The 12,293-nt window shown below is 66.3% G+C and carries 15 protein-coding genes; 9 read left to right on the top strand and 6 right to left on the bottom strand.

What is annotated here, in order from left to right; all coding sequences use genetic code 11:
- Nucleotides 1-156: 156 nt before the first annotated feature.
- From rplM to erpA, 4 genes are all read left to right on the top strand, one after another.
- A complete protein-coding gene (rplM, locus tag AC3WRR_RS14745) occupies nucleotides 157-585 on the top strand; it encodes a 50S ribosomal protein L13 (RefSeq protein WP_010813907.1) in 429 nt (142 codons plus the stop codon).
- 12 nt (nucleotides 586-597) lie between these two features.
- Nucleotides 598-990, top strand: a complete 393-nt coding sequence (gene rpsI, locus AC3WRR_RS14740; protein WP_010813906.1) for a 30S ribosomal protein S9 — start codon at nucleotides 598-600, stop codon at nucleotides 988-990.
- A gap of 256 nt (nucleotides 991-1,246) precedes the next feature.
- Nucleotides 1,247-1,735 (top strand): bactofilin family protein, encoded by a 489-nt coding sequence (locus AC3WRR_RS14735; RefSeq protein WP_436220829.1) that lies wholly within the window; start codon nucleotides 1,247-1,249, stop codon nucleotides 1,733-1,735.
- A 101-nt stretch (nucleotides 1,736-1,836) separates the two neighbouring features.
- Nucleotides 1,837-2,205: an iron-sulfur cluster insertion protein ErpA gene (gene erpA, locus AC3WRR_RS14730; protein WP_010813904.1), complete on the top strand. Its 369-nt coding sequence runs from the start codon at nucleotides 1,837-1,839 to the stop codon at nucleotides 2,203-2,205.
- Nucleotides 2,206-2,264: 59 nt separating this feature from the next.
- Here the strand turns inward: erpA and AC3WRR_RS14725 are convergent, their stop codons facing one another.
- Nucleotides 2,265-3,062 (bottom strand): phytanoyl-CoA dioxygenase family protein, encoded by a 798-nt coding sequence (locus AC3WRR_RS14725; RefSeq protein ID WP_454749235.1) that lies wholly within the window; start codon nucleotides 3,060-3,062, stop codon nucleotides 2,265-2,267.
- A gap of 90 nt (nucleotides 3,063-3,152) precedes the next feature.
- Here AC3WRR_RS14725 and AC3WRR_RS14720 point away from each other — a divergent pair, with 90 nt between their 5' ends.
- Complete coding sequence (locus AC3WRR_RS14720; protein WP_011614539.1) at nucleotides 3,153-4,058, top strand: LysR family transcriptional regulator; 906 nt, start codon at nucleotides 3,153-3,155, stop codon at nucleotides 4,056-4,058.
- Here the strand turns inward: AC3WRR_RS14720 and AC3WRR_RS14715 are convergent.
- Both AC3WRR_RS14715 and AC3WRR_RS14710 read right to left on the bottom strand, forming a co-directional pair.
- Entirely contained in the window at nucleotides 4,055-5,185 is a 1,131-nt protein-coding gene (locus AC3WRR_RS14715; RefSeq protein ID WP_010813901.1) for an anhydro-N-acetylmuramic acid kinase, read from the bottom strand. The two genes, AC3WRR_RS14720 and AC3WRR_RS14715, sit on opposite strands and share 4 nt — an antisense overlap.
- A gap of 11 nt (nucleotides 5,186-5,196) precedes the next feature.
- The gene (locus AC3WRR_RS14710) at nucleotides 5,197-6,588 is read right to left on the bottom strand and encodes a M23 family metallopeptidase (protein WP_492297322.1); all 1,392 of its coding nucleotides are present in this window, start codon (nucleotides 6,586-6,588) and stop codon (nucleotides 5,197-5,199) included.
- Nucleotides 6,589-6,833: 245 nt separating this feature from the next.
- Here AC3WRR_RS14710 and tyrS point away from each other — a divergent pair, with 245 nt between their 5' ends.
- The 4 genes from tyrS (at nucleotide 6,834) to AC3WRR_RS14690 (ending at nucleotide 9,990) form a co-directional block, all read left to right on the top strand.
- The gene (gene tyrS / locus AC3WRR_RS14705) at nucleotides 6,834-8,075 is read left to right on the top strand and encodes a tyrosine--tRNA ligase (RefSeq protein WP_010813899.1); all 1,242 of its coding nucleotides are present in this window, start codon (nucleotides 6,834-6,836) and stop codon (nucleotides 8,073-8,075) included.
- 10 nt (nucleotides 8,076-8,085) lie between these two features.
- Entirely contained in the window at nucleotides 8,086-8,547 is a 462-nt protein-coding gene (dtd, locus tag AC3WRR_RS14700; RefSeq protein ID WP_010813898.1) for a D-aminoacyl-tRNA deacylase, read from the top strand.
- Nucleotides 8,548-8,598: 51 nt separating this feature from the next.
- The gene (locus AC3WRR_RS14695; protein WP_010813897.1) at nucleotides 8,599-9,246 is read left to right on the top strand and encodes a YbhB/YbcL family Raf kinase inhibitor-like protein; all 648 of its coding nucleotides are present in this window, start codon (nucleotides 8,599-8,601) and stop codon (nucleotides 9,244-9,246) included.
- Nucleotides 9,247-9,315: 69 nt separating this feature from the next.
- Nucleotides 9,316-9,990 (top strand): histidine phosphatase family protein, encoded by a 675-nt coding sequence (locus AC3WRR_RS14690; RefSeq protein ID WP_492297320.1) that lies wholly within the window; start codon nucleotides 9,316-9,318, stop codon nucleotides 9,988-9,990.
- Between the two features lie 2 nt (nucleotides 9,991-9,992).
- Here AC3WRR_RS14690 and AC3WRR_RS14685 read toward each other — a convergent pair whose 3' ends face one another.
- The 3 genes from AC3WRR_RS14685 to AC3WRR_RS14675 form a co-directional block, all read right to left on the bottom strand.
- A complete protein-coding gene (locus AC3WRR_RS14685) occupies nucleotides 9,993-10,718 on the bottom strand; it encodes a queuosine precursor transporter (protein WP_492297318.1) in 726 nt (241 codons plus the stop codon).
- A 167-nt stretch (nucleotides 10,719-10,885) separates the two neighbouring features.
- Nucleotides 10,886-11,470 (bottom strand): BPSL1445 family SYLF domain-containing lipoprotein, encoded by a 585-nt coding sequence (locus tag AC3WRR_RS14680; RefSeq protein WP_010813894.1) that lies wholly within the window; start codon nucleotides 11,468-11,470, stop codon nucleotides 10,886-10,888.
- Nucleotides 11,471-11,514: 44 nt separating this feature from the next.
- Entirely contained in the window at nucleotides 11,515-12,108 is a 594-nt protein-coding gene (locus AC3WRR_RS14675) for a hypothetical protein (RefSeq protein ID WP_010813893.1), read from the bottom strand.
- Nucleotides 12,109-12,293: the final 185 nt, after the last annotated feature.

Below are 12,293 nucleotides of genomic sequence, written 5' to 3'. Positions count from 1 at the left end.
CGGTAGCCGCCAGTATAATGGAAGGCTTTCCGTCATACCCGCGGAAGAAAGAGCAGGATCAGGCCAGCCCTCACGGGCCAGCCACAAGACTTGCAGGGGCGAGTACAAGCCTTCGCGAGTCGGATTTCGGGTACGAACTAATAGTCAGGAAAAATCATGAAGACCTTTTCCGCCAAGCCTCATGAGGTAAAGCGCGACTGGTACGTGATTGACGCGACGGACAAAGTCCTCGGCCGTGTCGCCAGCGAAGTGGCACGCCGTCTGCGCGGCAAGCACAAGCCGGAATTCACTCCGCACGTCGACACGGGTGATTACATCATCATCGTCAATGCAGCCAAGCTGCGTGTCACGGGTACCAAGGAAACGGACAAGAAGTACTATCGCCATTCGGGCTACCCGGGCGGTATCTACGAAACGACGTTCGGCAAGATGCAGCAGCGTTTCCCGGGCCGTGCCCTGGAAAAGGCTGTCAAGGGCATGCTGCCGAAGGGTCCGCTGGGCTACGCGATGATCAAGAAGCTGAAGGTTTACGCCGAAGCCGAGCATCCGCATGAAGCGCAGCAGCCCAAGGCGCTGGAAATCTAAGGAGGCCAATCCATGATCGGTAACTGGAATTACGGTACTGGCCGCCGCAAGAGCGCTGTGGCTCGTGTCTTCATCAAGTCGGGCAAGGGCGATATCATCGTCAACGGCAAGCCCATCAAAGAGTATTTCGCTCGCGAAACCTCGCTGATGATCGTGCGCCAGCCCCTGGAACTGACCGCTCACGCTGAAACGTTCGACATCAAGGTCAACGTGACCGGCGGTGGCGAAACCGGCCAGGCCGGCGCAGTGCGCCACGGCATCACCCGCGCCCTGATCGATTACGATGCGACCCTGAAGTCGGCCCTGTCGAAGGCTGGCTACGTCACGCGCGATGCACGTGAAGTCGAGCGTAAGAAGGTCGGCTTCCACAAGGCGCGTCGTCGCAAGCAGTTCTCGAAGCGCTGATGCGTTTTCGCAGGTCCGGTACTGCCGGATCTTGCGAGACCAAAGAAACCGCACGCTGGCCGTGCGGTTTTTTTTTCGCCTGCAGGGTACGGAAATACTCTGGCCTGCCGAAAAAGCGATTGGGCAGCCATACTTTTGTGGGGTATGGGCTGCGCGCGGCTACAATCACGCCCTGTCGCCATCGGCAAGTGCTGCTTGCCGGCGCGAATGCGCCACGGCCGGAGGATTCGGCACGAACGAGAGAGGAGTGAGAGTGATGCTGTTTTCGAAAAAGAAGGGCCTTTCGATCGATACTCTGATCGGCGAAGACACCGCCGTCGACGGCGACCTGGTATTTGCGGGCGGCCTGCGCCTGGACGGCCGCGTGCGCGGCAACGTCACCGCGGCGCCGGGCAAGCCGAGCATGCTGGTGGTCAGCGAGAAAGGCATGGTCGAGGGCGAGATCAGCGTCGGCCACCTGGTGCTCAACGGCACCGTCAAGGGCCCGGTGCAGGCCACCGACCTGCTCGAACTGCAGCCGCATGCCCGCGTGCTGGGCGACGTGCGCTATGCGGCGCTGGAAATGCACCAGGGCGCGCTGGTCGAAGGCCGCCTGATGCCGCTGGTGCAAGGCGAGATCAAGGCGCTGCCGAACCTGGTCGAGGCGGCGCCGGCGGTCGAAGTGACGGAAGCGGCGGACGAGGCTGCTGTCACGGACCGCGCAACGCCCGCTGCCGACACCCAACCCACTGAAAAGGCCGCCTGAGCGGCACCCGCCATGCCGGGAACCCCTTGAAAACACAGGGTTTCGGCACGATCTTTCAGTAGCGCTTAGAATACAGGCGTATCTAAACAGGAGAACCCCCCATGAACGCAGTCGCAGAGGCACCCGTTACCGAGGACGTGCCGGCACCGTTCGTCTTTACCGACAGCGCCGCCGACAAGGTCAAGCAGTTGATCGAGGAAGAGGGCAATGCCGAACTGAAACTGCGCGTGTTCGTGCAGGGCGGCGGCTGCTCCGGCTTCCAGTATGGCTTCACCTTCGATGAGGAAGTCAACGAAGACGACACCACCATGGTCAAGAACGGCGTCACCCTGCTGATCGACTCGATGAGCTACCAGTACCTGGTCGGCGCCGAGATCGACTACAAGGAAGACATCAACGGCGCGCAGTTCGTGATCAAGAACCCGAATGCCTCGACCACCTGCGGTTGCGGCTCGTCGTTCTCGGTCTGACCGGCACCGGCCCAGAAAAAAACGCACCTTCGGGTGCGTTTTTTCTTTTCCGCGATGGCTTACCGCGCGGCGCGCCAGACCACGGGAAACCAGTCTTCGCGCATGCGCTCGCCGGTCTGCTGATCGATGCCGGGAAAGGGCGGTGAGGTGCGCCCGGGCCGCTGCATGAAGCGCACGTCGTCGCCCAGGAAGCGCGCCGAGAACGCTCGCCGGCGCCCGCTGCCGGTATTGCCGGCAGCGCCATGCACGGTACGGAAGTCGAACACCACGGCATCGCCTGGCTCCAGTTCCGGTGCGAGCAGGGTGTAGCTGCCGTCTTCCACGTCCGGCATCTCCATGAAGGCGTCGTTACCTCCATAGAAGTTCTCGTTGCTGGCCCAGCGCTTGGGCCGCACCAGCCGCGTCCAGCGGTGCGAGCCGGCCACCACGCGCAGGGTATTGGCCTGCGTCACCGGGTCCAGCGGGATCCAGTAGCTCGCGGTCTGGGTGCCGTCGACACAGTAGTAGGGCAGGTCCTGGTGCCACGGCGTGGGCTTGGCCGTGCCGGGCTCCTTGACCAGGATGTGTTCGTGGAACACCTGCACCGCCTGCGACTGCATAATGCGCCCGGCAATGGCAGCCGCCGGCGACTGGCGGATAAAGTCATCGAACGGCGTAATGCGCTGCCAGTTGCAGTAGTCCTCGAAGAAGCGCCCGCTTTCGCCGGGCCGTACGTTCTCGATGGCGAAGGGGCCCGGCTCGGCCAGGTTCTGCGCAAAGCCGTCGCGCAGCCGTTCGACCCAGTCGGTGAAAGCGCCGCGCAGCACCAGCACGCCGTCGCGCTGGTAGGTGTCGATGTGTTCCTGGGTGATGTTCATGGCGATATTGTGTGGGGGCGATGTGCCCAGTATCGCCATGCATTGGGGATAGGAAAAGCATATATTTCCTATGTTGCGATATAGGAAATCATGATCCCCTTCTCTTTCCGCCAGCTCGAATACTTTGTCGCCGCAGCCGAGCACGGCAGCATCAGCGCGGCGGCTCGCGCGCGCCATGTGTCGCAGCCGTCTGTCTCCACCGCGATCGCGCAGCTGGAAGACACTCTGGGCGAGCCTCTCTTCAGGCGCCAGGTCAGCCGTGGGTTGTCGCTGACGCCCGCCGGTCAGCGCCTGCTGGGGCGGGCACGAGACATCCTTGCGCTGGCGGCCGGCCTCACCGTGGACGACGCCACCGGCCGGGGGTTGACCGGCCAGCTCTCGCTGACCTGCTTCCAGGACCTCGGGCCGTACTTTGTGCCACGTCTGCTGGCGGGGCTGCGCCGGCACCATCCGGGCATCTCGGTGACCTTGTTCGAGGCCGACCTGGCGACCGTCCACCGCACGCTGCAGGCGGGCAAGGCCGAACTGGCGCTGACCTATGAACTGGGGCTCGATGCCCGCACCGAGCGCCGCACGCTGGCGGAACTGGCACCCTATGCGCTGCTGCCCGCCGGCCATCCGCTGGCAAGCGGCACCGATGTGAGCCTGGCCGACCTGGCCGGCGAACGGCTGATCCTCGAGGACATCCCGCAGACGCGCGAGTACTTCCTGTCGCTGTTCTGGGCGCATGGCCTGCACCCGGTGCTGCACCAGTACACGCAGACCTTCGAGATGCAGCGCGGACTGGTGGCGCACGGCTATGGCGTGGCGCTGTCGTGCACGCGCCCGGCCGGCGACCACAGCTACGACGGCGTGCCGATCGCCTGCCTGCCGCTGCGCGAGCCGGTGACGCCGCAGCGCGTGGTGCTGGCGCGCTCGCCGGCCATGCGGGCCTCGCCGCTGGCACAAGCGTTCATGGATTGGGTGGAGGCGGGCGGCGCGATGCGCCTGCCTTAGCGCGGATAGATCGCGCCCAGCACGCGCGGCCCGGCGGCGCCGGTCACGGTGGGCACGTTGCCGGGCAGGCGCAGCAGGCACTGGCGTGCCAGCCAGGCAAAGGCGATGGCTTCGACCTGCGACACCGGCACGCCGTAGTCATCCGAGGTCTCGATGGCCACGCCGGGCAATGCCTGCGTCAGTCGTGCCATCACGAACGCATTGCGGGCGCCGCCGCCGCAGACGATCAGGCGGCGCGCATCAGGCGCATGGGTGCGCATGTCGCGCGCGATGGCCTCGGCAGTCAGCGCGGCCAGTGTCGCCTGCACATCGGCAGGCGCGAGGTGTTGGAACGAGGCGAGACGGGCTTCGAGCCAGCCCGGATGGAACAGGTCGCGCCCGGTGCTCTTGGGCGGTGCTGCGCTGAAGTAGGGCTCGGCCAGGCACTGCGCCAGCAGCGCGGCGTCGACCCGCCCGCTGGCGGCCCAGTCGCCGTTGCTGTCGAAGGGAAGCCCGCGGTGGCGGCCGACCCAGTAGTCGAGCAGCGCATTGCCCGGGCCGCAGTCAAAGCCGCTGACGGCGCCGCCCGCCGCGGGCAGGATGCTGATATTGGAGATGCCGCCGATATTGCAGGCAACGCGGGTTTCGGCGTCGCTGCCGAACAGCGCATGGTGCAGCGCCGGCACCAGCGGCGCGCCCTGGCCACCGGCGGCGAGGTCGCGGCTGCGGAAGTCCGCCACCACGTCGATGCCGGCGAGCTCGGCCAGATGCGCCGGATGCTGGCTTTGGCGGGTGTAGCCGATGCCGTCGTACAGGCCCGGCCGGTGGCGGATAGTCTGGCCGTGGGCGCCGATGGCGGCCACCGCGGCCGCGTCGACCTGGGCCTCGCTCAGCAGTGCCGCCACGCAGTCGGCGTAGACCTGCGCCAGTGCATTGGCTGCCAGCGCCTCGCGATGGATCTCGTCCTCGCCCGGCTGCTGCAGGGCAGAGAATGCCGCGCGCAGCGTGTCGGGGAAAGGCTGGCTGGCGGCCGCCAGCACGGCGGGCCGCGCGCCGCTGAAATCCACCAGCACTGCGTCGGCACCGTCCATGCTGGTGCCGGACATGATGCCGATATAGCGTTCGCTGCCAGGCGCGGGCTGGGTCACGATGGGCGCGGTCAGTTGGAGGCGGTCAGCACGTTGTAGGTGCGCAGCGCATTGATGCGGCTGAGCAGCCCGCTGGTGTAGGTCAGGAATTCCTGGCGCGACTTGCCGGTCAGCGTTGGCGATTCCATCAGCGTGATGGTCAGCGGGTTCTGCGGCACGTCGTTGAAGCGGAACTCATAGTGCAGGTGCGGGCCGGTGGCCCAGCCGGTCGAGCCGACATAGCCGATCAGCTGGCCCTGGCGCACCGGCTGGCCCTGGCGCATGCCGGCAAAGCCGGACAGGTGCGCGTAGTAGGTCGAGTAGCCGTTGGCGTGGTTCAGGATGACGATATTGCCGTAGCCGTTCTGCTGGCCCACGAACTCGACCACGCCGTCGCCGGTGGCCAGCACCTTGGTGCCGGTCGGGGCGGCGAAGTCCACGCCCTTGTGCTGCGCCCAGTCATGATGCAGCGGATGCTCGCGGCCGCCGAAGCCCGACGACACGCGCGAGAATTCCACCGGCGAACGCAGGAACGGCCGCTTCATGCTGCGCCCGTCGAAGGTGTAGTAGGCGCCGCCGTCCTTGCTGTCTTCGGGCGCGAACCACAGCGCCTGGTGCAGCTGGTTGCGGTTGATCAGCTCCAGTGCGACCACGCGGCCGTTGCGCACGAAGGTGCCGTCGCGGAAGCCCGCTTCGTAGATGATGCGGAAGCGGTCGCCGCTGGCGATGTCGTGGTGGAAGTCGATCACGCCGGAGAAGATCGACAGCATCTGCTGCACGACTTCGTCGGGCACGTTGGCCGCGTCCATGGCCTTGAAGAAACCGCCCGCGGAAATCGCGCCCGAGGCCATCTCATAGTGCACGTCATTGTCGACGCGCTGCACCTTGGCCTTGTAGGCGGCGGCGGTGTTGTCGCTGGCCGCGCGCACGCGTTCGATCACCAGCTCGCGCGAGGCGGCTGCGTCGCCGCCCAGGTTGGCCTGCAGCGACACCAGCGTGTTGCTTTCGTCGATCTCCGCCTGCACCGCCTGGCCGGGGTTCAGGTTGAACAGGCCGCGCGCGGTCGGGTTCTTGACGATGAACGCCTGCGCGTCGGCATCGTCCACGCCCAGCCGCTTGAGCAGGCTGGCGATGGTGTCGCCGCGCTGCATGCGTTCTTCGCGCACGTAGACGGCCTGGCTGTCGGTAAGCTGTTCAAGTTGCTCGCGCACGTCGGGCATGCGCAGCGCCTGCTGCGTGCGCGGTGCGAGCGGATCGTCAAAGGCGCTGCGCGGCGCAACGCCCATCGCCGCGGCCATGCCGAGCGTGAAGATTACGCCCACCGAGGCCGTCAGTTGTTTGCGCCGCCGCGCGTGCTGGGGGTTGGTCGGATCGACAAGAACCACCAGCTCACGCGCGAAAACTTCGCGGAGTCTGGACCACATCACGTAAAATTCAACCTTGGTCTGAGCACCGCTGCCGGGGACGATGTGTCTCGTCTGCCTTCCTCCCCCGAGGTGCGGCGCGGGCTCTTCACTGTTATTTGGCCGCCTGCATTGCTGCATAAAGTGGCGGGTGGCGCACTGGAAAGGCTTCCGTAGGCGCCGGGAATCGCGGATTATACCAAAATCCGGCTCTGGCGGCTGTCAGGAAATTTCCTAAAATTTCAAGTATTTCAAAGACTTACGTCATGACTGAAGTTGCCACGGGCCCTACGGCCAAATACCCCCTGACGCCGTCGGTGATGCAGGCCCTGGAAGTCTCCAAGCGAGGCTGCGACGAACTGCTGATCGAATCCGAATGGGCGCAGAAGCTGGCGCGCAGCGAGGCCACCGGCGTGCCGCTGCGCATCAAGCTGGGCCTGGATCCGACCGCGCCCGACATCCATATCGGCCATACCGTGGTGCTGAACAAGCTGCGCCAGCTGCAGGACCTCGGCCACCAGGTGATCTTCCTGATCGGCGACTTCACCTCGACCATCGGCGATCCGTCGGGCCGCAACAGCACGCGCCCGCCGCTCACGCGCGAGCAGATCGAGGCCAACGCCCAGACCTACTACCGCCAGGCCAGCCTGGTGCTGGACCCGGCCCGCACCGAGATCCGCTACAACAGCGAGTGGTGCGATCCGCTGGGCGCGCGCGGCATGATCCAACTGGCGGCCAAGTACACCGTGGCGCGCATGATGGAGCGCGACGACTTCACCAAGCGCTTCCGCTCCGGGATTCCGATCTCCGTGCATGAGTTCCTGTACCCGCTGATGCAGGGCTATGACTCGGTCGCGCTCAAGTCAGACCTGGAGCTCGGCGGCACCGACCAGAAGTTCAACCTGCTGGTCGGGCGCGAGCTGCAGAAGGAATACGGCCAGGAGCCGCAGTGCATCCTGACCATGCCGCTGCTGGTGGGCCTGGACGGCGTCGAGAAGATGTCCAAGTCCAAGGGCAACTACGTCGGCGTGACCGAGGCGCCCAACGAGATGTTCGGCAAGCTGATGAGCATCTCGGACGACCTGATGTGGCAGTACTACACGCTGCTGTCGTTCCGCCCGCTGGCCGAGATCGAGCTGATGAAGCAGGAAATCGCGCTGGGCCGCAATCCGCGCGACTGCAAGGTGCTGCTGGCGCAGGAAATCGTGGCGCGCTTCCACAGCCAGGCCGATGCCGAGAAGGCGCTGGAAGACTTCAACCACCGCGCCCGCGGCGGCGTGCCGGACGATATCCCGGCAGTGAGCCTGACTGGCGCGCCGCTGGGCATCGCGCAGCTGCTCAAGCAGGCCAACCTGGTGCCGTCCACCTCGGAAGCCAACCGCAATATCGAGCAGGGCGGCGTCAAGATCGATGGCGCCACGGTCAGCGACAAGGCCACCAGGGTGGCAGCGGGCACCTATGTCGTGCAGGTGGGCAAGCGCCGTTTCGCGCGCGTGACGCTGGCCTGAGGCGGCCGGGATGATCGCGCTGATCCAGCGGGTGGCCCAGGCCCGCGTCACGGTCGAAGGCCGCACCACCGGTGAAATCGGCGCCGGCCTGCTGGCGCTGGTCTGCGCCGAGCGCGGCGACACCGAGGCGCAGGCCGAGCGGCTGCTGGCCAAGATGCTGTCGTACCGGGTGTTTTCCGATGCTGCCGGCAAGATGAACCTGCCGGTTCAGAACATGGACGGCAACGGCAACGCCGGCGGGCTGCTGGTGGTTTCGCAGTTCACGCTGGCGGCCGATACCAACAGCGGCACGCGGCCGAGTTTCACGCCCGCTGCCTCGCCCGAGGACGGCCGGCGCCTGTACGAGCATTTCGTGGCGCAGGCGCGCGCCGCCCATCCGCAGGTGCAGACAGGCGAGTTCGGCGCGATGATGCAGGTCAGCCTGGTCAACGACGGCCCGGTCACCTTCTGGCTGCGGGTGCCGCCGGCCTGAACAGATTCCAAGCTGCCGCGCCCCGGCGCGGCACCAAGACAGGAGAGACAAATGAAACTCTGGAGCAAGTCCTTCAACGACAACGCGCCGATTCCCGGCGAGTTCGCCTTCTGCGTGCCCGACGCCGCCGCCCACGTGGCCCTGTCGAATAACCGCAATCCCGACCTGCGCTGGGAAGACGCCCCGGCCGAGACGCGCTCGTTCGTGCTGATCTGCCACGACCGCGACGTGCCCAGCAAGGGCGACGACGTCAACCAGGAAGGCCGCGAAGTGCCGGCCGCGCTGCCGCGCGTTGACTTCTTCCACTGGGTGCTGGTCGACATCCCGCCGGGCCTGACCTCGATCGCGGCGGGCTCGCACAGCGACGGCGTGATCGCGCGCGGCAAGCCGGGCCCCGAAGCCACCGGCGGCACCGCCACCGCGGGCGGCCTGCGCCACGGCATCAACGACTACACCGGCTGGTTCGCCGGCGATGCCGACATGAAGGGCGACTACTACGGCTATGACGGCCCGTGCCCCCCGTGGAACGACACGCTGCTGCACCACTACGTGTTCACGCTGTATGCGCTGGACATCGACCGGCTGCCGCTCGATGGCACCTTCACCGGCGCGCAGGTGCGCGAGGCGATCCAGGGCCATGTGCTGGCGCAGGCCAGCCTCACCGGCACTTATACGCTGAACCCTAATCTGGCGAAATAACGTCTGGCCGGGGGCCCCCCGCGCCAGCCGCGGGGCGCCGGCCTCAAAGGAAATCCCGAAGGAAACGGCATGTCGCAAAGCCCCGGGCCGCATTCGCTGGCCTATACCCACCTGATCGTGATCCGCCACGGCGAAACGGCCTGGAACCGGGAGCGCCGGCTGCAGGGCCAGCTCGACATTCCCCTGAACGAGACCGGCCGCGCCCAGGCGCGCGCGCTGGCCACGGCGCTGGCGGGCGAGCCGATCGATGCGGTCTATGCCAGCGACCTGTCGCGTGCGATGGAAACCGCTGCGCCGCTGGCCGAGGTGCTCGGGCTGCAGGTGCGCCCCGATGCGCGCCTGCGCGAGCGCAGCTACGGCACGCTGCAGGGTAAGACCTACGCCGAAGTAGCCGAGCACCTGCCCGAGGATTTCGCCCGCTGGCAGGCGCGCGTGCCGGACTACGCGCCGCCTGAAGGCGAGTCGCTGCTGGGCTTCCATGAGCGCGCGGTCGAGGCGGTGCTGGCGCTGTCGCGTCGGCATCCCGGCGAGCGCATCGCGCTGGTGGCGCACGGTGGCGTGCTTGACTGCCTGTACCGCGAGGCCACCGGCATGACGCTGGAAGCACCGCGCCAGCATGAACTGCTCAATGCCAGCGTCAACCGGCTACGCAGCGACAGCAGCCACCTGACGCTGGCGCAGTGGGGCGATGTCAGCCACCTTGAAAACCTGGCGCTGGACGAGGTGGACCGGCGCGTGCCTTAGCGCTACACGCGGACGCGGAACGGGGTGAAGTCGGTATTGCGGTCGAAATAATCCTCGTTCTCGGCTCGCTTCAGGAACCCGACCACCTTGTACGTCACCGGTGTCATCACCACTTCCCAGCCGGTCTTCAGCACGTACTGCGCCACTGCCACCTGGATCACCTTTTCCAGCGGCCAGATGCCGTAGAACGCGATCACGTAGAACAGCGACGAGTCGACCAGCTCACCGGCCAGCGTAGAGCCGATCGTGCGCGTCCACAGCCACCGCCCCGAGGTCCACAGCTTCATCTTGGCCAGCACGTAGCTGTTGGTGAAGCTGCCGCAGCAGAAGGCGATCAGCGAGCCGAGCGCAATCCGCCAGGTGTTGCCGAACACGTCCTGCAGGCTTTTCTGGTAGTCCGCCATGAAGGGCGCCACCGGCATGTTCAGCACCACCAGGCTCATGAAGGTGGCGAAAGCCAGCGCGGAAAAGCCGGCCCAGACCACGCGCCGGTCGCGGCCGTAGCCGTAGACCTCGGTCAACACGTCGCCGAAGATGTAGGAGATCGGGAAGAACAGCACGCCGGCGCCGAAGGTCACCGTGCCGATCACGGGCAGCGTCACCTGTGCCGCCTTGGCCGCGCCGATCAGGTTCGAGCACAGCAGCACGGTAACAAAGGCCACCATGACGAAGTCATAGTAACGGTAGACGCGGCCAGCGGGGCCTGCGCTGGCGGGGATGGCGGACATGGGGGCTCCCGGTCGGACGCGCTGGCGCGCGGTGTTTTGGGCGCGATTATGCCAGCGGACCCCGGATTCTGCCGCGGCATGCGCAAGCGTTGCTGCGGCCGCCTGAAATGAAAATTCCCGGCCGAAGCCGGGAATTTCAGGTGGAGCGGCGCAGCCGGGTGGCCGGGTCAGATATCCAGCTTGCTGATCTTGGAGCCGTTTACCGAGACGTCGAACATCAGGCCGGCATTGGTCTGCACGAAGGCAATCACCGGCTGCTGGCTGGTCAGGGTGTCGAGCCTGCCGTCCGCGCCGACCTTGGCCACCGCCACGTTGGCATCGGCGCCGGCGGTCCAGCCCTTGCTGGCAACAAACTTGTTGTAGGCCTCCGGGGTCATGAACATGATGATGACGGCCTTGGACTGCCCGCCGGCGGTCAGCCCGACCGAGGCCTGCGTCGTGCTGTAGTAGCCGACCGTCGCGCCCTTCGATCGCAGCGCACCCTCGCCGTACTCGCCGCCTACCACCAGGCCGGCCGAGATGACACGCGGGAACACCAGGACTCCTTGCGCACGCTGCGCCAGGTCGCGTGCGCCGGGGTTGGCGGAGAACAGCCGGTTCAGCGCTCCGTCCACCCCTGCATCGATTTCCTGCTTCTTGGCGACCGGGTCCTTCGAGGCGCTGGTGCCGGTGGTGGTGCAGCCTGCCGCCATTGCGGTGGCAACGAGCAGGCCCGATCCGGCAACCCGGGTAACAAAGTGGCGACGATTCATAGGTAACCTCCTGATGGGAAAAGTACCGCGTCTGGCTCAGTGGCTCAGTTGGCTGCGGCTGCCGCGGGTGCCTTGACCGTAATGGCCACGACTTCACGGTAGACGATCTTGGCCATCTGGCCCTGCTTGATGCCGTTCAGGTCGATGGCCGGATCCTGCACTTTCACGGTGCGCAGCGTCTCGCGCGGACCGCGGAAGGTGATCAGGCGCTTGGCCGGGTCGACCTTGGTGATCTGTGCGGTCACTGTGGTGGTGATCTCGCGCATGATGCCGGGCTTGCCGCCCTCGGCGGCGCGCGTGGTGCGGTCGACCGATTCGGCCAGTGCGGTGGCCTTGCTGTCGACCGGCTCAAGCGCGGCGACCAGCGCGGCGCCACGCGCCACGGTGAGGATGTCGCCCTTGCGGATCTGGCCAAAGTTGCGGGCCTCGTCGCCAGCCACCAGTTCGACCACGTTGCCGCGCGGGCCCTGGACCAGCACGGCCTTGGATTCGGGATCGATATCGACGATCTTGCCGCTGATGACCGCCTCTTCGGCCACGCCGACCGGCGCCGGCGGGCGCTGGGCGTTGGCACTGCCGGCGGCGAACGCGGTGGCGGCGAGGGCTGCGGCGAGCAGGCTGGACGAATGGCGAATCATTGGCTTTCCTTGACGTATTTGTGAAGGTGCCGTGCCTGGCGGGGCGCGGCCATCGCAGCACCGGGCCGGTGCCGATAAAGCCATTGTGGACAATCGGCCACGGGCCAGCAATCCACTTCGAAAAAATTTGGAGCGCGAAATTAAAACGTTTAATTGGTGCTGCGCCGGGGCCCTGCCAAGGCGCT

This window comes from Cupriavidus sp. FW305-3-2-15-C-LB2 (genome assembly GCF_058787575.1).
This window is presented reverse-complemented; position numbering and strand designations above follow the sequence as displayed.

What these genes read in the sequence shown, in the direction of transcription:
- AC3WRR_RS14720 (WP_011614539.1), top strand. Translation starts at nt 3,153, where the DNA reads ATGATCCCCTTCTCTTTCCGCCAGCTCGAATACTTTGTCGCCGCAGCC.
- dtd (WP_010813898.1), top strand. Translation starts at nt 8,086, where the DNA reads ATGATCGCGCTGATCCAGCGGGTGGCCCAGGCCCGCGTCACGGTCGAA.
- AC3WRR_RS14725 (WP_454749235.1), bottom strand. Translation starts at nt 3,062, where the DNA reads ATGAACATCACCCAGGAACACATCGACACCTACCAGCGCGACGGCGTG.
- AC3WRR_RS14690 (WP_492297320.1), top strand. Translation starts at nt 9,316, where the DNA reads ATGTCGCAAAGCCCCGGGCCGCATTCGCTGGCCTATACCCACCTGATC.
- rpsI (WP_010813906.1), top strand. Translation starts at nt 598, where the DNA reads ATGATCGGTAACTGGAATTACGGTACTGGCCGCCGCAAGAGCGCTGTG.
- AC3WRR_RS14675 (WP_010813893.1), bottom strand. Translation starts at nt 12,108, where the DNA reads ATGATTCGCCATTCGTCCAGCCTGCTCGCCGCAGCCCTCGCCGCCACC.
- rplM (WP_010813907.1), top strand. Translation starts at nt 157, where the DNA reads ATGAAGACCTTTTCCGCCAAGCCTCATGAGGTAAAGCGCGACTGGTAC.
- tyrS (WP_010813899.1), top strand. Translation starts at nt 6,834, where the DNA reads ATGACTGAAGTTGCCACGGGCCCTACGGCCAAATACCCCCTGACGCCG.
- erpA (WP_010813904.1), top strand. Translation starts at nt 1,837, where the DNA reads ATGAACGCAGTCGCAGAGGCACCCGTTACCGAGGACGTGCCGGCACCG.
- AC3WRR_RS14685 (WP_492297318.1), bottom strand. Translation starts at nt 10,718, where the DNA reads ATGTCCGCCATCCCCGCCAGCGCAGGCCCCGCTGGCCGCGTCTACCGT.
- AC3WRR_RS14710 (WP_492297322.1), bottom strand. Translation starts at nt 6,588, where the DNA reads ATGTGGTCCAGACTCCGCGAAGTTTTCGCGCGTGAGCTGGTGGTTCTT.
- AC3WRR_RS14680 (WP_010813894.1), bottom strand. Translation starts at nt 11,470, where the DNA reads ATGAATCGTCGCCACTTTGTTACCCGGGTTGCCGGATCGGGCCTGCTC.
- AC3WRR_RS14695 (WP_010813897.1), top strand. Translation starts at nt 8,599, where the DNA reads ATGAAACTCTGGAGCAAGTCCTTCAACGACAACGCGCCGATTCCCGGC.
- AC3WRR_RS14735 (WP_436220829.1), top strand. Translation starts at nt 1,247, where the DNA reads ATGCTGTTTTCGAAAAAGAAGGGCCTTTCGATCGATACTCTGATCGGC.